The sequence below is a fragment of the Rhodococcus sp. NPDC076796 genome, assembly GCF_040702765.1.
Taxonomy (GTDB): domain Bacteria; phylum Actinomycetota; class Actinomycetes; order Mycobacteriales; family Mycobacteriaceae; genus Rhodococcoides.
In genome coordinates this window covers 163,098-184,247 of record NZ_JBFBMS010000003.1, presented here as the reverse complement: position 1 = coordinate 184,247, position 21,150 = coordinate 163,098, and the positions used below count along the sequence as shown (strand labels likewise).

The following is a 21,150-nucleotide window of genomic DNA, read 5'->3' as shown; positions in this document are numbered from 1 at the left end:
TGACGACGCTAACCTGTATCTGTGCAGACCCATGAGATCCGCAGGCGTTTCCTCGACCATTTCGTGAAGGCGGGACACACCGAAGTACCCAGTGCGTCGTTGATTCTCGACGACCCGAACCTGCTGTTCGTCAACGCGGGCATGGTCCCCTTCGTGCCGTTCTTCCTCGGTCAGCAGACACCGCCGTACAAGACGGCGACGAGCGTCCAGAAGTGCGTGCGCACCCTCGACATCGAGAACGTCGGTATCACCACCCGCCACAACACGTTCTTCCAGATGGCAGGCAACTTCTCGTTCGGTGACTACTTCAAGCGCGACGCCATTCGGCACGCCTGGTCGCTGTTGACCGACAGTGTCCAGGACGGTGGCTACGGGTTCGACCCCGAGCGCATCTGGGCCACTGCGTATCTCGACGACGACGAGGCCATCGAACTCTGGAAGGAGATCGCCGGCCTGCCCGACGATCGAATTCAACGTCGCGGAATGGCCGACAACTACTGGTCCATGGGCATTCCCGGTCCCTGTGGCCCGTGCTCGGAGATCTACTACGATCGTGGACCCGAGTTCGGTGCCGAGGGCGGCCCGGAGGCCGACGAGGATCGGTACATCGAGATCTGGAACCTCGTGTTCATGCAGAACGAGCGGGGCAAGGGGATCAGCAAGGACGACTTCGAGATCCTCGGTCCGCTGCCGAAGCAGAACATCGACACCGGCATGGGCGTCGAGCGCGTCGCATTCTTGCTGCAGGGCGTGGACAACGTCTACGAGACCGACCTCGTTCGGCCGGTGATCGCCAAGGCCGAGGAGCTCTCGGGACGCGCCTACGGTGCGAATCACGACGACGACGTGCGTTTCCGCGTGATCGCCGATCACGCGCGTACCGCCGCGCTGCTGATCTCCGACGGAGTCAATCCCGGCAACGACGGTCGCGGATACGTTCTGCGCCGGTTGCTGCGCCGCATCGTGCGCTCGGCACGTCTGCTGGGAGCACCCGACGAGACGATGGCGCAGTTCGTCACCGTCGTGCGCGACACGATGGCCGAGTCCTACCCGAACCTCGTGACCGACTTCGATCGCATCCTCACCGTCGCAGTGGGGGAGGAGACGGCGTTTCTCAAGACCCTCACCTCGGGCTCACGACTGTTCGAAGGCGCAGCCGAGGCAGTCAAGGCGGCGGGTGCGAAGAAGATCGGCGGCGCCGAAGCATTCGCGCTGCACGACACCTACGGGTTCCCGATCGATCTGACGCTCGAGATGGCCGCCGAGGCGGGGCTGTCGGTCGACGAGGACGGATTCCGATCGCTGATGGCCGAGCAGCGCAACCGGGCCAAGGACGACGCCCGCGCTCGCAAGCACGCGCACGCCGACCTGACGGTCTACAAGGATTTCGTCGACGGTTCGCCGACCGAGTTCACCGGATTCGACGAACTCGGTTCCGACGCAACGGTGTTGGCGTTGATCTCCAACGGCGTCCGGGTTCCGACCGCGGTTGCGGGAGACAGCATCGAGATCATTCTCGATCGCAGTCCGCTCTACGCCGAGTCCGGTGGTCAGATCGCCGACATCGGCACGATCACCGCACCGGGCCTCGGTGTCAAGGTCAACGACGTGCAGAAGATCGCCAAGAAGCTCTGGACGCACAAGTCCGTGGTCGAGTCGGGTCAGATCACCGAAGGCGACACCGTCCACGTCGACGTCGATCACGCCTGGCGCAAGGGTGCGACGCAGGGCCACTCGGGTACCCACATGGTGCATGCGGCACTGAGACAGGTCCTCGGGCCGAACGCGACGCAGGCAGGATCGCTCAACAAGCCCGGCTACCTCAGGTTCGACTTCTCGTGGCAGGGCGCGCTCTCGGAGGCCCAGCGCGACGACATCGAGAACGTCGCCAACGACGCGGTGGGTTCGGACTTCGCGGTCAACACTCTGGTCACCGACCTCGACAGCGCCAAGAAGATGGGCGCGATGGCCCTGTTCGGCGAGAACTACGGCGACGAAGTCCGCGTCGTCGAAATCGGCGGACCGTTCTCGATGGAACTGTGCGGTGGTACGCACGTGCAGCACTCGTCGCAGATCGGACCGGTCACCATTCTCGGTGAATCGTCCGTCGGCTCCGGAGTGCGCCGAGTCGAAGCCTTCGTCGGCCTCGATTCGTACCGCTATCTCGCCAAGGAACGCGCACTGCTGGCCGGCATCGCGTCCTCGCTGAAGGTGCCGTCCGAGGAGGTCCCGGCTCGCATCGAAACCCTGGTCGAGCGCCTGCGCGTCGCGGAGAAGGAACTCGACGCCGTCAAGGCCGCTGCCGTGCTGGCCTCGGCAGGTGAGTTCGTCGGCAAGGCCGAGCGATTCGGTGATGTGCGAGCGGTGGTCGCTCAGGCACCGGACGGCGTCGGCGGCAATGACCTGCGCACCCTGGTGACCGACATTCGCGGACGGTTGGGCACCGATCCGGCCGTGGTGGTGCTGTTCGGCACCGTGAACGGCAAGGTCCCGTTCGTGGTCTCGACCAACAAGGCAGCTCAGGATGCAGGCGTCGCGGCAGGCGATCTGGTGGCGGCCTTCGGTCCGAGCATCGGTGGCCGAGGCGGCGGCAAGCCAGAGCTGGCTCAGGGGTCGGGATCGGACGTCGCCGGAATCGCAGCCGGTATCGACGCCGCCCGGGCTCGGCTGACCGAACTCACGACCCACTGACGATCGTGGTAGCTCAGGGGCGCGGCCCCGATCGGCCAGGCGTCGACGATCCCGGACGCGGCCGTCGTATCGGCATCGACGTCGGCAGCGTCCGCATCGGCATCGCCTCGAGCGATCCCGACGGGGTACTCGCCACGCCGGTCGAGACCGTGCCGCGGTCGAAGATCAAGGGTCCCGACGCGCCGGACGTGGTGCGGGTGGCGGAGATCGTCGCCGAGTACGAGGCCGTCGAGATCGTGATCGGGCTTCCTCGGACGCTGCGCGGAGAGCGCGGCAGCGCCGTCGATGCAGCCGAGAGATTCGGCCGCTCCCTGTACCGGCGGTTGGGTGATGTACCGATTCGGATGGCCGACGAGCGACTGACTACCGTGAGCGCATCGCGCGCGTTACGGGACAGTGGAGTGCGAGCCAAGAACCAACGATCGGTGATCGATCAGGCTGCGGCGGTGGCGATATTGCAGGGCTGGCTCGACGAGCGCCGTGCCGTGTCGGATCGTGCAGCGAACAATTCAGGATCGACGGAGGTCGACGAGTGAACAACCAAGGGCCCGATCGGGACCGGCGAGACGCGCGCTCGGACGAGGCGCACACCGACCCGATCGGCTATTCCGTGGACGAGGGCAGCGAGTTCGACCGACGCATGCAGGGCCATCCGCAGCGTCAGGAACCGCACCTCCGGGCCTCTCGCAACGCAGATCGGGAAACCGAGGCCGGGCCCGGGGCGGTGCCCCAGGAAGTCGGCCGCAGCCGTGCTGCGAGCCGCAAGGACCGAGCTGCGTCCAGCCGCAAGCGTCGCGGCCGGCTGGTGGCTGCAGTGCTCGGGCTCGTACTGCTTGTGGCCGTGGCGGGCGGAGGGTATTTCGCGGTGAACAAGTTCGGCAATCGCACGACACCGAACGCGGACTTCGCCGCAGGTTCCCCGGGGGACGGCGTGGTGATTCAGGTCAATCCCAACGACACCGCACAGCAGATCGGTACCCAGGCAGCGGACAAGGGTGTCGTGGCCAGCTCGGGTGCGTTCCTCGAGGCAGCCCTCCTGAACAATGCCATCACTTCGGTTCAACCCGGTTTCTATCTGCTCGCCAGCAACGTGCCTGCATCGCAGGCCGTGACCGAACTCGTGGACCCCGCGTCCCGGGTGGGCAACATGGTGATCTCGGAGGGCCGACAGCTCCACGACGCGCGCGACGTGAACACCGATGCCGTCAAGAAGGGCATCTACACCCTGATCTCCGAGGCCAGCTGCGTGGACCGAACCGGCAGTGGAACCCCGACCTGCGTGAGCTACGACGATCTCAACGCGGCAGGAGCCGTGGACGACCCGGCTGCCTTGGGCGTCCCGGACTGGGCCACAGATCGCGTCGAAGGTGTTCCGGACCGCGACCGGCAGCTCGAAGGCCTGATCGCCGCGGGAACCTGGGATTTCGACCCCAGCGCGACTCCGACCGACATTCTGAAGCAGTTGGTGTCCGAGAGTGCGACTCGCTACGAGGACACCGGAATCCTCACCGCCGGTGCCAACTCCGGGCTGACTCCGTACGACACCCTCGTCGCCGCCTCGCTCGTCGAACGTGAGTCCCTGCCCCAGGACTTCAGCAAAGTGGCCCGGGTGATCCTCAATCGCCTCGCGGTGCCGCAGAAGCTCGAGTTCGACTCGACCGTCAACTACTCGCTCGACACAACCGAGGTGGCCACCACCGACGCCGACCGAGCCCGTGTCACCCCGTGGAACACCTATGCCAGCGAGGGGCTGCCGGCAACCCCGATCTCCTCGCCGAGTATCGGTGCGGTGCAGGCGGTCGAGATGCCTGCCGACGGTGATTGGTTGTACTTCGTGACCATCAACCAGGCGGGCGAAACTCTGTTCACCCGCAGCTACGAGGAACACCTGGCGAACATCACCAGGGTCGAGGGTGGCTTCCTCGACAGCGGCCGCTGACATGCGCGCCGCCGTGTTGGGCAGTCCTGTCGAACACTCGAAGTCGCCGGTGCTGCACTGTGCTGCGTATCGCGCGCTCGGCCTCGCCGACTGGACCTACGAGCGCATCGACTGCACCGGTGAGCAGTTGCCCGGTCTTCTCGACGGTTTCGGTCCCGAATGGGTCGGTGTGTCGGTCACCATGCCGGGCAAGGTTGCGGCGCTGGCGTACGCGACCGAGCGCACCGCGCGGGCCGTTCTGGCCGGCTCGGCGAACACCCTGGTGCGCACCGCGTCGGGCTGGCGTGCCGACTGCACGGACGTGGACGGAATCGTGGGTGCACTGCGCGACGCCGGAGTCGAGGACCTGTCCGGTAGCACGGTGATGGTGGTCGGTGCCGGGGGAACGTCGAGGCCGGCGGTCGTGGCGCTGGCCGGGCTCGGGGCTACTGCGGTCACCGTGGTCGCGCGGTCGGCCGACCGCGCCCGGGACACACTGGACTGCGCCGTCGCCGCGGGAATGCGCGCGGAGTTCGTGGACATGACCGACCCTCGTCTCGCCACTGTCGCAGCGGCCACGGCGGTACTGGTCAGCACGGTTCCCGCGGCGGGAGCGGCCGACATCGCGTCGGATCTCGCCCATGCGCCGTTGGTACTCGACGCCATCTACGATCCCTGGCCGACGCCACTGGCCACTGCCGTGGAGGCGGCCGGTGGAACCGTCATCAGCGGATTGTCGATGCTGCTCAATCAGGCGTACGGGCAGGTCGAACAGTTCACCGGCAGGCCGGCCCCGCGAGTGATCATGCGGGACGCGCTGACCACCATGCTCTGAGTTCGGACCGGCGGTAGTCCACAGGCCGTGAGTTGTACACAGGGCAATCTGCCACCTGGGCTTTCGACACAACCGATCGCTGCCGCAGTGCAACCCTTCGATCATGATGGGTCTGTGTGTCGCGGTCGTGGTCGGTGCCGCCGCGGGGATGACGATGCGCCGCTGCCTGGTCCGATGGGAGCCTCGGCTCCTGCCGCTGCTGTGTGCACTCGGGACCGGATGGGTCTGGTGGCGGTTCGGCGGTACCGAGTACGCGGTTCCGTTGTGCATGACGACGTGGTGGTTCGCCGCGCTCAGCGCTGTCGACCTGCAGCGACGCCGGTTGCCGAACGTCCTGACCGTCCCCGGCGCGATGGTGGTCACGACCGCGCTCGTGCTCACCGGTTCGGCGGGTGCACTGCTCGGCGGCGCTCTGCTGTTCGCGATCTACCTCGTCGTTCATCTTCTCGCGCCCGCGGCGTTCGGAGCGGGGGACGTCAAACTCGCCTGGTCGGTCGGCTCGATCGCATGCATGGGTGGTGGGGAAGGATGGGCGATCGCCGCGCTGTCGGCACCGTTGGCAACTGCCGTGGTGGGGTCGGTTGCCGCGGCGTTCGGGCACAGGCGAGCCCGCATCGCGCACGGCCCGTCCATGTGCGGGGCCACCCTGCTGGCATCCGCGGCGTCCCTGGCGTGAAAAGATGTTCGAGTGCTGCGCTGGATAACTGCCGGAGAATCCCACGGACCCGCTCTCGTCGCCATCCTCGAAGGAATGGTCGCGGGAGTAGAGGTGACCTCGGACGACATTGCCTCTCAACTCGCTCGCCGTCGCCTCGGCTACGGCCGTGGTGCCCGCATGAAGTTCGAGGCCGACAAAGTGACCCTCACCGGCGGTGTCCGACACGGACGCACCATGGGCGGGCCGGTCGCGATCGAGGTCGGCAACACGGAGTGGCCCAAGTGGGAGCAGGTGATGTCGGCCGATCCCGTCGACGAGGCAGTGCTCGCGGATCTCGCGCGCAACTCTCCGTTGACACGGCCGCGGCCCGGCCACGCCGACTTCTCGGGAATGCTCAAGTACGGCTTCGACGACGCTCGTCCGGTTCTCGAACGCGCCAGCGCCCGTGAGACCGCCGCCCGGGTCGCCATCGGCACCGTCGCCCGGCTGTTCCTCAAGCAGGCGTTCGGCGTCGAGGTCGTGTCCCATGTGATCTCCATCGGGGCATCCGACCCCTACGTCGGACCGCCGCCCGCAGGTGCCGATCTCGACGCGATCGACGCCTCTCCGGTTCGCGCCTTCGACAAAGCCGCCGAAGAATCGATGATCGCCGAGATCGAAGCCGCGAAGAAGGACGGCGACACCCTCGGCGGCGTCGTCGAGGTCGTCGTGCACGGCCTGCCCGTCGGCCTCGGATCGTTCGTCTCCGGAGAACGCAAGCTCGACGCCAGACTCGCCGCGGCACTGATGGGAATCCAGGCCATCAAGGGAGTCGAGATCGGGGACGGCTTCGAGACCGCGCGTCGACGCGGAAGCGTCGCCCACGACGAGATCAAGCCCGGCCCGGACGGTGTGTTGCGCTCGACCAACCGTGCAGGCGGCATCGAGGGCGGTATGACCAACGGTGAGGCACTGCGAGTGCGGGCGGCGATGAAGCCCATCTCGACGGTTCCGCGCGCGTTGGCGACGGTCGACATGACGACCGGCGACGAGGCAGTGGCCATTCATCAGCGCTCGGACGTCTGCGCGGTTCCGGCCGCCGGTGTCGTGGCCGAGACCATGGTCGCCCTCGTGGTCGCGCAGGCAGCGTTGGAGAAGTTCGGTGGGGACTCGCTGGCGGAGACGACGAGCAACGTCGACCACTACGTGAAGGGCACCGCCGCCCGACCTCCACGATGACCCCGTACGCGGTCCTCGTCGGACCGCCGGGAGCAGGGAAGTCGACGATCGGTCGACGGCTGGCACAGGCTCTCGACCTGGATCTGTTCGACACCGATGTGGCCATCGAGCGAGACACCGGTCGTACGATCGCCGACATCTTCTCGCACGACGGCGAACCGGCTTTTCGGCAGATCGAGGAGCGGATAGTCGCCGGTGCTCTGGCCTCGCACGACGGAATCGTCTCCCTCGGTGGTGGTGCTGTGTTGTCGCCCGCGACCCGCGCCTTGCTGTCCGGGCACACCGTGGTGTACCTGGAAATCAGTGTGGCCGAAGGGCTTCGGCGTACCGGCGCCAATACGGTTCGGCCGCTGCTCGCCGGTCCCGACCCGCGTGCGAAGTACCAGGAACTGATGCGTCATCGGCGACCTCTCTATCGTTCGGTCGCCACGGTGCGAGTGCGCACCGACAGTCGCAGCCCCGCGCGGGTCGTAGGCCAGTTGGTGGCGAAGCTGACGGCGATCGCCCCTGTTCCCGGGCGCGATGCGAACGAGAAAAACCCCCAGTAGATGAAGGTGATTCGATGACAGAGCCAGTGCGCGTCCAGGTCGAGACTGCCAACCCGTATCCGGTGATCATCGGCCGAGGTCTGTTGACGGACCTCGTCGACGAGCTCGCCGGAACGGCCACCGTGGCGATCTTCCACCAGCCTCCGCTGGCAGAGACCGCGGAGGCTGTCCGAGCTGCGTTGGCGGACAAGGGAATCGACGCTCACCGCATCGAGATCCCGGATGCCGAGGACGGCAAGGACCTTGCGGTGGCGGGGTTCTGCTGGGAAGTCCTCGGCCGAATCGGTCTCACTCGCAGCGACGCGATCGTCAGTCTGGGCGGCGGAGCGGCAACGGACCTGGCCGGATTCGTGGCAGCGACCTGGATGCGCGGCGTCCGTATCGTGCACGTCCCGACCACGCTGCTGGCCATGGTCGACGCGGCCGTGGGCGGCAAGACCGGCATCAACACCGATGCGGGCAAGAACCTCGTCGGCTCGTTCCACGAACCGGCCGCCGTGTTGATCGATCTGGCGACGCTCGAGACCGTGCCGAAGAACGAGATCGTCTCGGGCATGGCCGAGGTGATCAAGACCGGGTTCATCGCGGATCCGAAGATTCTCGACATCATCGAGGCCGATCCTGCTGCGGCGCTTGATCCGACCGGCGACGTTCTGCCGGAGTTGATCAGGCGCTCGGTCGAGGTCAAGGCGAAGGTGGTGGCGGCCGATCTGCGCGAGTCGAACCTGCGCGAGATCCTGAACTACGGGCACACGCTCGCGCACGCGATCGAGCGGCGGGAGCAGTACCGCTGGCGTCACGGTGCCGCGGTGTCGGTCGGTCTGGTGTTCGCCGCCGAGCTGGGCCGCCTGGCCGGACGTCTGGACGACGCAACTGCCGACCGCCACCGTTCGATTCTCGAATCGGTCGGCTTGCCGGTCACCTACGACGAGCACGCGTTCTCGGATTTGCTCAAGGGCATGCAGACGGACAAGAAGAACCGGGCCGGGTTGCTGCGGTTCGTGGTTCTGGACGGTCTGGCCAAGCCCGGACGGCTCGAGGGTCCGGATCCGGCACTGCTCGTCGCCGCATTCTCGGCGGTCGGTCGCGAGGCCCCGGCCGCAGGTGGGTCGGCCATCCTGTTGTGACCTCGTGAGAGGCGACTCGGGTTCGAACGAAGAACGGGCGGAGATCGACGCGCACAGCGTCGATCACCGCCCGTAGGCCGATGTGAGGGAGTCAGGAACCGTCGGCGCTGCCGTGACGACCGCCCTTGTCCAGCCGCGGCTTGCCGTCTGCGTCCACCGCCGAGAACACCTCGGTGTCGGCTTCGCCGTGCTCGGAGGCCCACTGAGTTTCCGACCGAGCAGGTTCGGACTGCGTCGTCTCGGCCTGACTCGACCGGCTCTCCTGGCCTGCGTTGACCAGCTGGCGGTCGTGCGCTCGTTCGGCGTCCGATGTGGCCAGCTTCTTCTTCGCCTCGCGGTTGACGATCTGTCTTCCCACGAACACCGCGACGCTGGCGGCGATGAAGATGGTGAGAATGGTGAACGCGGCTCCGGACGTCAGCTCGAAGACCAGACCGTTCTGACCCAGGCTGAAGTCGACGAAGAAGTCGACGATCCAGCTCAGGAGACCTCCGAGGAGTCCACCGACCACAGCGGCTTTGAGCCAGACCATGGTCAGGTCCTCGCCGTCGTCGGGGTCAGGATGCTTGCGTCGGTCGCGGATTCCGTCGATGCCGGCCCACACGATGATGACGAGCAGCACGAGGGCGTATGCCACCCAGCGCAGTGCCGATCCGCTCAGCGGCCACATCGATACTGCTGCCCCCAGCAGCAGTCGAACGACGACATTGAACAACCCCATACATATGCCACGCACTGCCCACCCAGTCATGCGGCACAGCATATCCGCACGTCGAACTTTGTGTGTCGGGGCCCACAACTTCGCTGACCCGGTCGAGTGAAAAGGAGCCCATGGAACGAGCGGTAATGTCGACGGCATGCCTGCCGATTTCGGTGCCCGTCGTGGTGCCCTACGAGAACTGTTGGCCGCCGACGGACTCGATTCGATGTTGATCACCGATCTTCTCAACGTCCGATATCTGACGGGCTTCACCGGGTCGAACGCCGCATTGCTGGTCTCGGCGGCCGATTCGGCCGGTGACGAGGATCGGACGGTCATCTGCACCGACGGTCGGTACGTCACTCAGGTGGCCGAGCAGGTGCCGGATCTGCGGGCCGAGATCGACCGGGCCTCGGCGATCCACCTGCTTCGATCGGGTGTGTCGGGGCGTGGCGGCCGGATCGGTTTCGAGAGCCACGTGGTGACCGTCGACGCTCATCGCGCGTGGTCCGAGCTCGACAGCGCTGTGGAGTTGGTGCGCGCACCGAGTGTCGTGGAATCGCTGCGCATGGTCAAGGACGAGTTCGAGGTGGGGTTGCTCAGGGACGCCTGCCGGGCCGCCGACGACGCCCTGGCTCGGTTGATCGGTGGGGGCGGCATCCGTGCCGGTCGGACCGAGCGTGAGGTCGCGCGCGAGCTGGAGTCGTCGATGCTCGATCACGGTGCCGATGCGATCTCGTTCGAGACCATCGTCGCTGCGGGGGCCAACTCGGCGGTCCCGCATCACCGGCCCACCGATGCGGTGCTGGCAGACGGCGACTTCGTCAAGCTCGACTTCGGTGCACTCGTCGGCGGTTACCACTCGGACATGACTCGGACCTTCGTCATCGGGACTCCCGCGCAGTGGCAGCGCGATCTGTACGAGCTGGTGCAGCGGTCCCAGACGGCCGGTCGAGAGGCTCTGGCACCGGGAGTGACCACCGCCTCGGTCGACGCCGCGTCGCGATCGGTGATCGAGGACGCAGGGTACGGGGAGTACTTCCTGCACGGGCTCGGCCACGGCGTCGGCCTGGAAATCCACGAAGCGCCGGGAATCGCGAAGACGAGCACCGGTACACTGCTGAGCGGTGCAGCGGTCACCGTCGAGCCGGGTGTCTACTTCTCCGGTCGCGGCGGCGTTCGGATCGAGGACACACTCGTCGTTCGCGACGGGGGTCCGGAACTGCTCACCCTGACAAGCAAGGAACTCACGTCCGTCTAGCGCGCGGGCGGGAGCGAATCCAAGCCCGTGACCGACGGCGCGTCACGCGCACAAACGATTGAGGAGACCCGAAGCAAGTGGCTTCCACCAGCGATTTCAAGAACGGACTGGTTCTCAACCTGGAGAACCAGCTGTGGTCGATCATCGAATTCCAGCACGTCAAGCCCGGCAAGGGACCCGCATTCGTGCGGACCAAGCTCAAGAACGTGCTCTCGGGCAAGGTCGTCGACAAGACGTTCAACGCCGGTGTGAAGGTCGAGACCGCAACGGTCGACCGTCGCGATATGACGTACCTCTACCACGACGGTAGCGATTACGTGTTCATGGACGCCGACACCTACGACCAGCTCGCGATCGGTGAAGCCACCGTCGGTGACGGCGCGCGCTTCCTGCTCGAGAACCTCCGGGTTCAGGTTGCCATGCACGAGGGTGTCCCGCTGTACGTAGAGCTTCCCGTCACGGTCGAGCTCGAGGTCAAGCACACCGATCCCGGCCTGCAGGGCGATCGCTCCACCGGCGGCACCAAGCCGGCGACCCTCGAGACCGGAGCCGAAATCTCGGTGCCGCTGTTCATCAACACCGGTGACAAGCTCAAGGTCGACTCGCGTGACGGAAACTACCTCGGGCGTGTGAACTCCTAACGTGTCATCGAACAAGTCGACATCCTCCGCCTCGCAGAGCGGTGCCCCCGGTGCGAAGAAGCTCGGTGCGCGCCACAAGGCTCGCAAGCGTGCGGTGGACTTTCTGTTCGAGGCGGAGGCGCGCAACGTCGACCCGGTGAATCTGACCACCGAGCGCATCGAACTCGCACGCGGCGACGACACGATCGCTCCCGTCAGTGACTACACCAAGACGCTGATCGAGGGTGTGGCCGAGAATCTCGATCGCCTCGACGGAGTGATCGCCGATCACCTCAAGGACTGGACGCTCGCCCGTCTGCCTGCAGTCGACAGGGCCATCCTTCGCGTCGCAGTGTGGGAGCTGTTCCACGCCACCGACGTGCCACCCGTCGTCGCCGTCGACGAAGCCGTCGAGCTGGCGAAACAGTTGTCCACCGACGATTCGCCCGGCTTCGTCAACGGCGTGCTCGGTCAGATCGTCCTGGTCGCGCCGCAGGTACGCGCCGCGGCCGCCGCGGTCTCGAGCCGTACGCAGTCCGACGCATCCGGCGAACCGTCGGTCGACGCCGAGCAGTGATCGGACCGTCGACGCTCGTGTGACCGAACGCTCTGCGAGCCTGCTGGTCGCGGTTCGCAGAGCGTTGCTAGGCTCTACGCAGTTGTTGTCAGACATCCTTTAACGATCCGTCCAGAGAGGCGGAGAAGGAGGTCGTAGTTTGCCTGCGCCCGAAAGCTCGTCCGCGAACCCCGCCGTTCGCGAATTGCTGTCCTCGGCCGATGTGGGACGCACCATCTCCCGCATGGCCCATCAGATCATCGAGAAGACGGCCCTCGACGCCGCAGACTCGCCGCGTGTGGTGCTACTCGGCATTCCCACGCGCGGGACCACGTTGGCGGAACGACTCGTCGAACGTATCGAGGCATTCTCGGGCGTGCGTCCTCCGCTCGGGTCCCTCGACATCACCCTCTACCGCGACGATCTGCGGAACAAGCCGCACCGTCCGCTCGAACGCACGTCGGTGCCGACGGGCGGTGTCGACGACGCACTCGTGGTACTGGTCGACGACGTGCTGTTCTCCGGGCGAACAGTGCGGTCCGCTCTCGACGCCCTGCGTGATCTCGGCCGCCCCCGTGCCGTACAGCTCGCGGTCCTTATCGACCGCGGCCACCGCGAGCTTCCGCTTCGTGCGGACTACGTCGGCAAGAACGTCCCCACAGCGCGCACCGAGGACGTGTCGGTGCTGCTCTCCGAACACGACGGACGCGACGGGGTCAGCCTGTCCGAGGGAGGATCCGCTCGATGAAGCACTTGCTCTCGGTCGCCGACCTGACGGCCGAATCGGCCACCGAGCTTCTCGACGAAGCCGAACGATTCGAGCAGGCGCTTCTCGGCCGCGAAGTCAAGAAGCTTCCGACCCTGCGCGGACGCACCATCATGACGGTGTTCTTCGAGAACTCGACGCGCACCCGAGTCTCGTTCGAGGTTGCGGGCAAGTGGATGAGCGCCGACGTCATCAACGTCAGCGCCAGCAGCTCGTCGGTGTCGAAGGGAGAGTCGCTCCGCGACACCGCGATGACGCTGCGCGCGGCAGGTGCCGATGCGCTCATAGTCAGACACCCCGCGTCCGGTGCCGCACACCAGATCGCCCAGTGGACCGCCGATCAGGGGACTGGCCTCGATGGTCGTTCCGCAGGCTCCACTCCTGGCCTCGATGGTCGTTCCGCAGGCTCCACTCCTGGAGGGGGTCCTGCGGTGATCAATGCCGGCGACGGCACTCACGAACACCCCACCCAGGCGCTGCTCGACGCCCTGACGGTTCGCCAACGACTCGGAGAGATCGCCGGCCGTCGGGTGGCGATCGTCGGCGACATCCTGCACAGCCGGGTGGCGCGCTCGAACGCGATCCTGCTGGCCAAGCTCGGTGCCGAGGTGGTGCTGATCGCACCACCGACCCTGCTGCCCGTCGGAGTGACCGGCTGGCCGGTGCGGGTCTCGCACGACATCGACGCCGAACTGCCCGGTCTGGATGCGGTGCTGATGCTCCGAGTGCAGGCCGAGCGAATGAACGGCGGGTTCTTCCCCTCCGCTCGCGAGTACTCGATCACGTACGGGCTCTCGCAGCGCAGGCTCGACCTGCTGCCCGAGCATGCCGTCGTACTGCACCCGGGTCCGATGCTGCGCGGTATGGAGATCGCATCCTCGGTGGCCGATTCTCCGAAAACTGCAGTTCTGCAACAGGTTACGAATGGAGTTCACGTGCGGATGGCGGTGCTGTTCCGATTGCTGGTCGGTTCGGACGGGGGTGCGTCGTGAACGCATCTGTGACCTCCGTCCTACTCCGCGGCGTGCTGCTGTACGGCGAGGGCCCCGAAACCGACGTCCTGATCACCGGTGAGGAGATCGCCGGAATCGGCTCGGACCTCGACGCCGACGGTGCCGAGGTCGTCGATGCTCACGGCCAAATTCTGCTGCCCGGATTCGTCGACATGCACACGCACCTGCGCGAGCCCGGCCGCGAGGATACCGAAACGATCGAATCCGGTTCGGCCGCAGCCGCTCTGGGCGGGTACACCGCAGTGTTCGCGATGGCGAACACCGATCCGGTCGCCGACTCGGTGGTGGTCACCGATCACGTGTGGCGTCGGGGACAGGAAGTCGGCCTCGTCGACGTCCACCCGGTCGGAGCGATCACCGTCGGATTGAAGGGCAAGCAGCTCGCCGAGATGGCCACGATGGCAGCGGGAATCGGCCGGGTGAAGATGTTCTCCGACGACGGCCACTGCGTCGACGATCCACTGATCATGCGTCGGGCACTGGAATACTCGAGTTCGCTCGGTGTACTCATCGCTCAGCACGCCGAGGAGCCCAGGCTCACCGTCGGTTCCGTCGCACACGAGGGGCCCACTGCGGCGCGTCTCGGACTGGCCGGCTGGCCACGCGCGGCAGAGGAATCGATCGTGGCACGCGACGCCCTGCTGGCCCGTGACGCGGGTGCGCGGGTGCACATTTGCCATGCATCCACCGCGGGAACCGTCGAGCTGATGAAATGGGCACGCGGACAGGGCATTTCGATCACCGCCGAGGTCACCCCGCATCATCTGCTGCTCGACGATTCGCGGCTCGAGACGTACGACGCGATCAACAAGGTGAATCCTCCACTGCGCGAGAAGTCCGATGTCGACGCTTTGCGAAAGGGCTTGGCCGACGGTGTGATCGATTGTGTGGCAACCGATCACGCTCCGCATGCCGAGCAGGACAAGTGCTGTGAGTTCTCGATCGCCCGTCCCGGAATGCTCGGGCTCGAAACGGCACTGTCCATCGTCGTCGACACGATGGTGACCCCGGGACTGCTCGATTGGCGCGGCGTGGCGCGGGTGATGAGCGAGCGTCCCGCCCAGATCGTCGGACTGGCCGATCAGGGTCGGCCCATCGAGGTCGGCGAGATCGCAAACCTCACGCTGGTGGACCCGAATGCGAGCTGGACGGTCTCGGGCCAGAAGCTGGCCAGCGTCGCACACAACACTCCGTTCGAGGACATGACCTTCTCCTCGAAAGTGACCACGACGGTGTTGCGCGGACGAATCACCGTCCGCGGCGGAGTCGTGGCGAACAGAGCGGGAGAGTAGAGCCGTGGACAGAGTTCTCATCGTCATCGGATTCATCCTGTTCTGGGCACTGATGATCGCGCTGATCTTCTGGGGTTGGCGAGGACGGCAAAAGCGCCAGGAAGAGCGAATCGGTGACTTCCCGGCCGTGCCGGACGATCTGGGCGTCACCCACATCGAGCCGAGCACCGGCCTGTACGTCGGCAGCACCATCGCGCCGAGCTGGCAGGACCGCATCGCCGTCGGCGACATCGGCCACCGCGCCACCGGCGAACTGTCGCGATACGAGAAGGGCATTCTGCTCGATCGAGACGGTGAATCTCCCATCTGGATTCCGGCGGAATCGATCCGCGCGATCCGCACCGAACGCGGGTTGGCGGGCAAGGTCATGACCAAGGACGGGCTCCTGGTCATTCGCTGGGAGCTCCCGACGGGGACCGAGATAGACACCGGCTTCCGGGCCGACGACAAGCAGATCTACCCGGTGTGGACAGCGAGTTCCACCGGAGAAACCAAGGAGGAAACCGCGTGAGCAGCGCAGTTCTTGTTCTGGAGGACGGCCGGACATTCCGCGGCACCACATTCGGCGCACAGGGGCGCACCCTCGGCGAGGCCGTGTTCTGCACCGGAATGACCGGGTACCAGGAGACCCTCACCGACCCGAGTTACCACCGACAGATCGTCGTCGCGACCGCGCCGCAGATCGGTAACACCGGCTGGAACCAAGAGGACGGTGAAGCCGCCAGCGCCCAGGATCCGAACAAGATCTGGGTCGCCGGGTACGTCGTGCGAGATCCGGCGCGCCGCACCTCGAGTTGGCGCTCGACCGGAACTCTGCAGGATCAGCTCGAGGCCCAGAACGTCGTGGGCATCGCCGGAATCGACACGCGCGCCCTGGTACGGCACCTGCGCACGCGCGGCTCGATGAGAGCGGGAGTGTTCTCGGGCGACGCACTCGGCACCTCGGACGAGATGCTCGAGCAGGTGGTCGGTCAGCCGTCGATGCTCGGTGCCGATCTCGCCGGTGAGGTGACCACCGGAGCCGGCTACACCATCGAGCCGGCCGGCGATGCTCGATTCACCGTCGTCGCAGTCGATCTCGGTATCAAGACCAACACTCCGCGGATGTTCGCCGAGCGCGGTATCCGTGTGCACGTGGTGCCGTCGAACACCACCATCGAGCAGGTTCTGGAACTGAACCCGGACGGCGTCTTCCTGTCCAACGGACCGGGCGACCCGGCCACGGCCGACACCAGCGTCGCGTTGACCAGGCAGGTACTCGAACGTGAGCTGCCGCTGTTCGGTATCTGCTTCGGCAACCAGATCTTCGGACGCGCACTGGGCCGTGGCACCTACAAGATGAAGTTCGGCCACCGCGGCATGAACATCCCGGTCATCGAGCACACCACCGGCCGTATCGCGATCACCGCGCAGAACCACGGATTCGCACTCGAAGGCGAAGCGGGCGAGGAGTTCGACACCGACTTCGGCCGAGCCCGCATCAGCCACACCTGCGCCAACGACGGCACCGTCGAGGGCGTCGAGTTGATCGGCGGTAGCGCCTTCTCCGTGCAGTACCACCCCGAGGCCGCGGCCGGTCCACACGACGCCGCCTACCTCTTCGACCGTTTCACCAGCGTCCTTCAGGAGAAGAAGTAATGCCACGCCGCACAGACCTGAACCACGTCCTGGTCATCGGATCCGGCCCGATCGTCATCGGTCAGGCCTGCGAGTTCGACTACTCCGGCACCCAGGCCTGCCGAGTGCTGCGCGAGGAAGGACTGCGCGTCAGCCTCGTCAACTCCAACCCCGCGACGATCATGACCGACCCCGAGTTCGCCGACGCCACCTACGTCGAGCCGATCACGGCGGAATTCATCGAGAAGATCTTCGCCCGCGAAGCCGAGCAGGGTCATCCCATCCAGGCCGTGCTCGCCACTCTCGGTGGACAGACGGCGCTCAATGCCGCTGTCGCACTGCACGATCAGGGAATTCTCACCAAGTACGGCGTCGAGCTGATCGGTGCCGACTTCGACGCCATCCAGCGCGGCGAGGATCGGCAGAAGTTCAAGGACATCGTCGCCAAGGTCGGTGGCGAGTCCGCCAAGTCGGCCGTCTGCTACACGATGGACGAGGTCCGCGAGACCGTCGCCGAGCTCGGCTTCCCGGTCGTGGTCCGGCCGTCGTTCACCATGGGCGGTCTCGGTTCGGGACTGGCCTACAACGACGAGGATCTGACCCGGATCGCCGGCGGCGGCCTGGCGGCCTCGCCGACGGCGAACGTCCTCATCGAGGAGTCCATCCTCGGCTGGAAGGAATACGAGCTCGAGCTGATGCGCGACGGCCGCGACAACGTGGTCATCGTGTGTTCCATCGAGAACGTGGACCCCGTGGGCGTGCACACGGGCGATTCGGTGACCGTCGCCCCGGCCATGACGCTGACCGACCGCGAGTACCAGAAGATGCGCGACCTCTCCATCGACATCCTGCGTGAGGTGGGCGTCGACACCGGCGGCTGCAACATCCAGTTCGCGATGGACCCGGCGGACGGGCGCCTCGTCGTCATCGAGATGAACCCGCGCGTGTCTCGCTCGTCGGCGCTGGCGTCGAAGGCGACCGGTTACCCGATCGCGAAGATGGCCGCCAAGCTGGCCATCGGTTACACCCTCGACGAGATCGTCAACGACATCACCCGCGAGACCCCGGCGTGCTTCGAGCCGACCCTGGACTACGTAGTCGTCAAGGCACCGCGGTTCGCGTTCGAGAAGTTTCCCGGTGCCGACGGCACGCTGACGACGACGATGAAGTCCGTCGGTGAGGCGATGTCCATCGGCCGCAACTTCACCGAGGCCTTCGGCAAGGTGATGCGCTCGCTCGAAACCAAGCGTGCGGGTTACTGGACCGGCCCCGAGGTCGAGGCGGAGAGCCTCGACGCGCTGCTGGCGGACCTGTCCGTTCCTCAGGACGGTCGGATGTACGGGATCGAGAAGGCGTTCGCGATGGGAGCCACCCTCGAGCAGCTCTTCGAGGCGACCAAGATCGACCCGTGGTTCCTGGATCAGTTCCAGCAGATCCACGAACTCGGCGTCCAGGTTCGCGAGGCGGCCGAATTCGACGAGGCGCTGCTGCGGCAGGCGAAGTATCACGGTCTGTCCGACCGCCAGATCGCGGCTCTGCGTCCCGAACTCGACGGTGAGGACGGTGTGCGGGCGCTTCGTACCGAGCTCGGTGTGCATCCGGTCTACAAGACGGTCGACACCTGCGCTGCCGAGTTCGAGGCCAAGACGCCGTATCACTACGGCACCTACGAGCTCGACCCCGAGGCCGAATCCGAAGTGGACCCGCAGCCTGACCGCCCCAAGGTGCTCATCCTGGGCTCGGGTCCCAACCGCATCGGCCAGGGCATCGAATTCGACTACAGCTGTGTGCACGCGGCGCAGACGCTGTCCGAGGCCGGCTACGAGACGGTGATGGTCAACTGCAACCCCGAAACCGTCTCCACCGACTACGACACCGCGGACCGCCTGTACTTCGAGCCACTGACCTTCGAGGACGTCCTCGAGGTGTACCGGGCCGAGGCGGCGTCGGGCACGGTGCGGGGCGTCATCGTCCAGCTCGGCGGACAGACCCCGCTCGGACTCGCCAAGCGACTGAAGGCCGCAGGCGTCCCGATCGTCGGAACGTCGCCCGAGGCCATCGACCTCGCCGAGGACCGGGGCGAATTCGGCAAGGTGCTCGACGCAGCCGGACTGCCGGCAGCGAAGTACGGCACCGCGACGACGTTCGACGGAGCTCGTGAGATCGCCGCGGGAATCGGCTACCCGGTGCTGGTGCGTCCGTCCTACGTTCTCGGCGGACGCGGCATGGAGATCGTGTACGACGAGGCCTCGCTCGCGACATACATCTCCAACGCGACGGAGATCTCGGACGACCGTCCGGTGCTGGTCGACCGGTTCCTCGAAGATGCAGTCGAGATCGACGTCGATGCACTGTGCGACGGCACCGAGGTCTACATCGGCGGCATCATGGAACACATCGAGGAGGCCGGTATCCACTCCGGCGACTCGGCGTGCGCGTTGCCACCGATCACGCTCGGCAAGACCGACATCGAGAACGTCCGACGGTCCACCGAGGCTCTCGCGAAGGGCATCGGCGTTCGCGGCCTGCTCAACGTGCAGTACGCACTCAAGGACGACATCCTGTACGTCCTCGAGGCCAACCCGCGTGCGAGCCGCACGGTTCCGTTCGTCTCCAAGGCGACTGCCGTCCAGCTCGCGAAGGCCTGCGCCCGAGTGATGCTGGGGGAGACCATCGCCGAGCTGCGGACCGCAGGCATCCTGCCCGAGACCGGTGACGGTGGCACCGTCCCGGCCGGTGCCCCGATCGCTGTGAAGGAAGCGGTGTTGCCGTTCAACCGGTTCCGGCGTGCGGACGGAACCGGAGTGGACACTCTGCTCAGCCCCGAGATGAAGTCCACCGGTGAGGTGATGGGAATCGACTTCGATTTCGGCACCGCTTTCGCCAAGAGTCAGACCGCCGCATACGGCTCGTTGCCCGCGGGCGGAGCGGTGTTCGTGTCGGTGGCCAACAAGGACAAGCGGTCGCTGATCTTCCCGGTGAAGCGCCTCGCGGATCTGGGCTTCACGATCCTGGCGACCGAGGGAACCGCAGATGTGTTGCGGCGTAACGGAATCAAATGCGAGCAGGTGTACAAGCAGTCCGGCGAGGACGTGCCGGAGGGGGAGCGGACCATCGTCGACCGCATACTCGCCGGTGACATCGCCATGGTGATCAACACCCCGTACGGCAACTCCGGCCCCCGCGTCGACGGGTACGAGATCCGTAGCGCCGCAGTGGCGCAGAACATTCCGTGCATCACCACGGTGCAGGGCGCGTCGGCAGCGGTGCAGGGCATCGAAGCCGGGATCGCAGGCGGAATCGGTGTTCGCTCGCTGCAGGATCTGCATGCGGGTCTGAAGGAAGGCCTGGTTTCGCCGTGAGTCATCGGAGTTGGTCGGATCGGTTGCGTTCGGCGGTCGCGGCGCGCGGTCGACTGTGTGTCGGTATCGATCCGCATCCGGCTCTGCTCGAGGCATGGGAGTTGCCACGCTCGGCGGACGGTCTCGAGGTGTTCGCCGAGCTGTGTGTCGAGGCGTTCGTCGGTGAGGTGGCGATCGTCAAGCCTCAGGTGGCGTTCTTCGAGGCGTACGGATCTGCCGGGTACGCGGTGCTCGAACGCACTGTCAGTGTGCTCAGGGACGCGGGCACCCTGGTGATCGCCGATGCGAAGCGCGGCGATATCGGCACCACGATGGATGCGTACGCGCAGGCTTGGCTGGACCCCGCGTCTCCGTTGTCCTCGGATGCCGTCACGGTGTCGCCGTACCTGGGCTTCGATTCGCTGGGGGAGACGGTCGACCGAGCGGTGGAACACCAGCGCGGGCTGTTCGTGCTGGCTCGAACCTCGAATGCGGAGGGGTCGGCCCTGCAGCAGGCGGCGACGTCGAACGGTGGGTCGGTGGCTCAGTCGATCGTCGACGCGGCGGCGACGCGTAATCGCGTCGATGCCGACACAGTGGGCTTGGTCGTCGGTGCCACTCGTGATCATGGTCTCGATCTGTCGAACTACACCGGGCCCATCCTCGCCCCGGGTCTGGGAGCACAGGGAGCGACGGTTGCCGATCTCGCGGAGATCTTCCGCGAGTCGCGTGAGCTGTTGCTCCCCAACTCCTCTCGGGGTGTGCTGGCGGCAGGCCCGTCAGTGACGGCATTGCGTGACGCGGCGATGCGGTTGCGCGACGAGATCGAAGCCGGTCTCGCATAGTCGACGCTGCTGCGCTCCGGCACTCGGGGGCGAGTTAGCGGTGAACGCGAGTCGTCGGTACGGTCGCTAGCGCTGCCGACGAACAGCGCGGATCGCCAGTGCGGAGCGCCGATGACCGCGGCCGGCGGCAGTGGAACACCGATG

The 21,150-nt window shown here is 66.3% G+C and carries 19 protein-coding genes; 18 read left to right on the top strand and 1 reads right to left on the bottom strand.

What is annotated here, in order from left to right:
• The first annotated feature begins 21 nt into the window (after nt 1-21).
• The 8 genes from alaS to aroB all read left to right on the top strand — a co-directional run bounded on the left by alaS (nt 22) and on the right by aroB (nt 8,995).
• Nucleotides 22-2,691: an alanine--tRNA ligase gene (gene alaS, locus AB0366_RS11045; RefSeq protein WP_366243988.1), complete on the top strand. Its 2,670-nt coding sequence runs from the start codon at nt 22-24 to the stop codon at nt 2,689-2,691.
• A 5-nt stretch (nt 2,692-2,696) separates the two neighbouring features.
• Nucleotides 2,697-3,227 (top strand): Holliday junction resolvase RuvX, encoded by a 531-nt coding sequence (gene ruvX, locus AB0366_RS11040; protein ID WP_317803903.1) that lies wholly within the window; start codon nt 2,697-2,699, stop codon nt 3,225-3,227.
• Nucleotides 3,224-4,630, top strand: a complete 1,407-nt coding sequence (locus tag AB0366_RS11035; RefSeq protein WP_366243986.1) for an endolytic transglycosylase MltG — start codon at nt 3,224-3,226, stop codon at nt 4,628-4,630. Before ruvX ends, AB0366_RS11035 begins: the two co-directional genes overlap by 4 nt.
• 1 nt (nt 4,631) lies before the next feature.
• On the top strand, nt 4,632-5,444 hold the full coding sequence (locus AB0366_RS11030) for a shikimate dehydrogenase (protein WP_366244404.1): 813 nt from the start codon (nt 4,632-4,634) through the stop codon (nt 5,442-5,444).
• 103 nt (nt 5,445-5,547) lie between these two features.
• Nucleotides 5,548-6,120 (top strand): A24 family peptidase, encoded by a 573-nt coding sequence (locus tag AB0366_RS11025; protein WP_366243985.1) that lies wholly within the window; start codon nt 5,548-5,550, stop codon nt 6,118-6,120.
• Nucleotides 6,121-6,132: 12 nt separating this feature from the next.
• Entirely contained in the window at nt 6,133-7,320 is a 1,188-nt protein-coding gene (gene aroC, locus AB0366_RS11020) for a chorismate synthase (protein ID WP_366243984.1), read from the top strand.
• Entirely contained in the window at nt 7,317-7,868 is a 552-nt protein-coding gene (locus tag AB0366_RS11015; RefSeq protein ID WP_366243983.1) for a shikimate kinase, read from the top strand. Before aroC ends, AB0366_RS11015 begins: the two co-directional genes overlap by 4 nt.
• Nucleotides 7,869-7,882: 14 nt before the next feature.
• Nucleotides 7,883-8,995, top strand: coding sequence for a 3-dehydroquinate synthase (aroB, locus tag AB0366_RS11010; protein ID WP_366243982.1), 1,113 nt, complete (start codon nt 7,883-7,885; stop codon nt 8,993-8,995).
• Nucleotides 8,996-9,086: 91 nt separating this feature from the next.
• On the opposite strand, the gene AB0366_RS11005 is transcribed toward aroB, so the two are convergent.
• A complete protein-coding gene (locus tag AB0366_RS11005) occupies nt 9,087-9,746 on the bottom strand; it encodes a B-4DMT family transporter (RefSeq protein ID WP_366243981.1) in 660 nt (219 codons plus the stop codon).
• 106 nt (nt 9,747-9,852) lie between these two features.
• On the opposite strand from AB0366_RS11005, the gene AB0366_RS11000 reads away from it, so the two are divergent.
• From AB0366_RS11000 to pyrF, 10 genes are all read left to right on the top strand, one after another.
• Nucleotides 9,853-10,956, top strand: a complete 1,104-nt coding sequence (locus tag AB0366_RS11000; protein ID WP_366243979.1) for a Xaa-Pro peptidase family protein — start codon at nt 9,853-9,855, stop codon at nt 10,954-10,956.
• A gap of 77 nt (nt 10,957-11,033) precedes the next feature.
• On the top strand, nt 11,034-11,597 hold the full coding sequence (gene efp / locus AB0366_RS10995) for an elongation factor P (RefSeq protein WP_121869952.1): 564 nt from the start codon (nt 11,034-11,036) through the stop codon (nt 11,595-11,597).
• Nucleotide 11,598: 1 nt separating this feature from the next.
• The gene (gene nusB / locus AB0366_RS10990; RefSeq protein WP_366243978.1) at nt 11,599-12,153 is read left to right on the top strand and encodes a transcription antitermination factor NusB; all 555 of its coding nucleotides are present in this window, start codon (nt 11,599-11,601) and stop codon (nt 12,151-12,153) included.
• Between the two features lie 139 nt (nt 12,154-12,292).
• The gene (gene pyrR, locus AB0366_RS10985; protein ID WP_121869950.1) at nt 12,293-12,880 is read left to right on the top strand and encodes a bifunctional pyr operon transcriptional regulator/uracil phosphoribosyltransferase PyrR; all 588 of its coding nucleotides are present in this window, start codon (nt 12,293-12,295) and stop codon (nt 12,878-12,880) included.
• Nucleotides 12,877-13,890: an aspartate carbamoyltransferase catalytic subunit gene (locus tag AB0366_RS10980; protein ID WP_366243976.1), complete on the top strand. Its 1,014-nt coding sequence runs from the start codon at nt 12,877-12,879 to the stop codon at nt 13,888-13,890. Before pyrR ends, AB0366_RS10980 begins: the two co-directional genes overlap by 4 nt.
• Complete coding sequence (locus tag AB0366_RS10975; protein WP_366243975.1) at nt 13,887-15,203, top strand: dihydroorotase; 1,317 nt, start codon at nt 13,887-13,889, stop codon at nt 15,201-15,203. Before AB0366_RS10980 ends, AB0366_RS10975 begins: the two co-directional genes overlap by 4 nt.
• A gap of 4 nt (nt 15,204-15,207) precedes the next feature.
• Complete coding sequence (locus tag AB0366_RS10970) at nt 15,208-15,714, top strand: transporter (RefSeq protein ID WP_366243974.1); 507 nt, start codon at nt 15,208-15,210, stop codon at nt 15,712-15,714.
• The gene (gene carA, locus AB0366_RS10965; RefSeq protein ID WP_121869946.1) at nt 15,711-16,841 is read left to right on the top strand and encodes a glutamine-hydrolyzing carbamoyl-phosphate synthase small subunit; all 1,131 of its coding nucleotides are present in this window, start codon (nt 15,711-15,713) and stop codon (nt 16,839-16,841) included. The genes AB0366_RS10970 and carA overlap by 4 nt, the downstream gene beginning before the upstream one ends.
• Nucleotides 16,841-20,182: a carbamoyl-phosphate synthase large subunit gene (gene carB, locus AB0366_RS10960; protein WP_366243973.1), complete on the top strand. Its 3,342-nt coding sequence runs from the start codon at nt 16,841-16,843 to the stop codon at nt 20,180-20,182. The genes carA and carB overlap by 1 nt, the downstream gene beginning before the upstream one ends.
• The gene (pyrF, locus tag AB0366_RS10955) at nt 20,179-21,006 is read left to right on the top strand and encodes an orotidine-5'-phosphate decarboxylase (RefSeq protein WP_366243972.1); all 828 of its coding nucleotides are present in this window, start codon (nt 20,179-20,181) and stop codon (nt 21,004-21,006) included. Before carB ends, pyrF begins: the two co-directional genes overlap by 4 nt.
• The last annotated feature ends 144 nt before the right edge of the window (nt 21,007-21,150 follow it).

Excerpts from the sequence above, each read along its gene's own strand:
- AB0366_RS11030 (WP_366244404.1), top strand. The coding sequence starts at position 4,632 with ATGCGCGCCGCCGTGTTGGGCAGTCCTGTCGAACACTCGAAGTCGCCG.
- AB0366_RS11025 (WP_366243985.1), top strand. The coding sequence starts at position 5,548 with ATGATGGGTCTGTGTGTCGCGGTCGTGGTCGGTGCCGCCGCGGGGATG.
- AB0366_RS11015 (WP_366243983.1), top strand. The coding sequence starts at position 7,317 with ATGACCCCGTACGCGGTCCTCGTCGGACCGCCGGGAGCAGGGAAGTCG.
- aroB (WP_366243982.1), top strand. The coding sequence starts at position 7,883 with ATGACAGAGCCAGTGCGCGTCCAGGTCGAGACTGCCAACCCGTATCCG.
- AB0366_RS11005 (WP_366243981.1), bottom strand. The coding sequence starts at position 9,746 with ATGACTGGGTGGGCAGTGCGTGGCATATGTATGGGGTTGTTCAATGTC.
- AB0366_RS11000 (WP_366243979.1), top strand. The coding sequence starts at position 9,853 with ATGCCTGCCGATTTCGGTGCCCGTCGTGGTGCCCTACGAGAACTGTTG.
- AB0366_RS10980 (WP_366243976.1), top strand. The coding sequence starts at position 12,877 with ATGAAGCACTTGCTCTCGGTCGCCGACCTGACGGCCGAATCGGCCACC.
- carB (WP_366243973.1), top strand. The coding sequence starts at position 16,841 with ATGCCACGCCGCACAGACCTGAACCACGTCCTGGTCATCGGATCCGGC.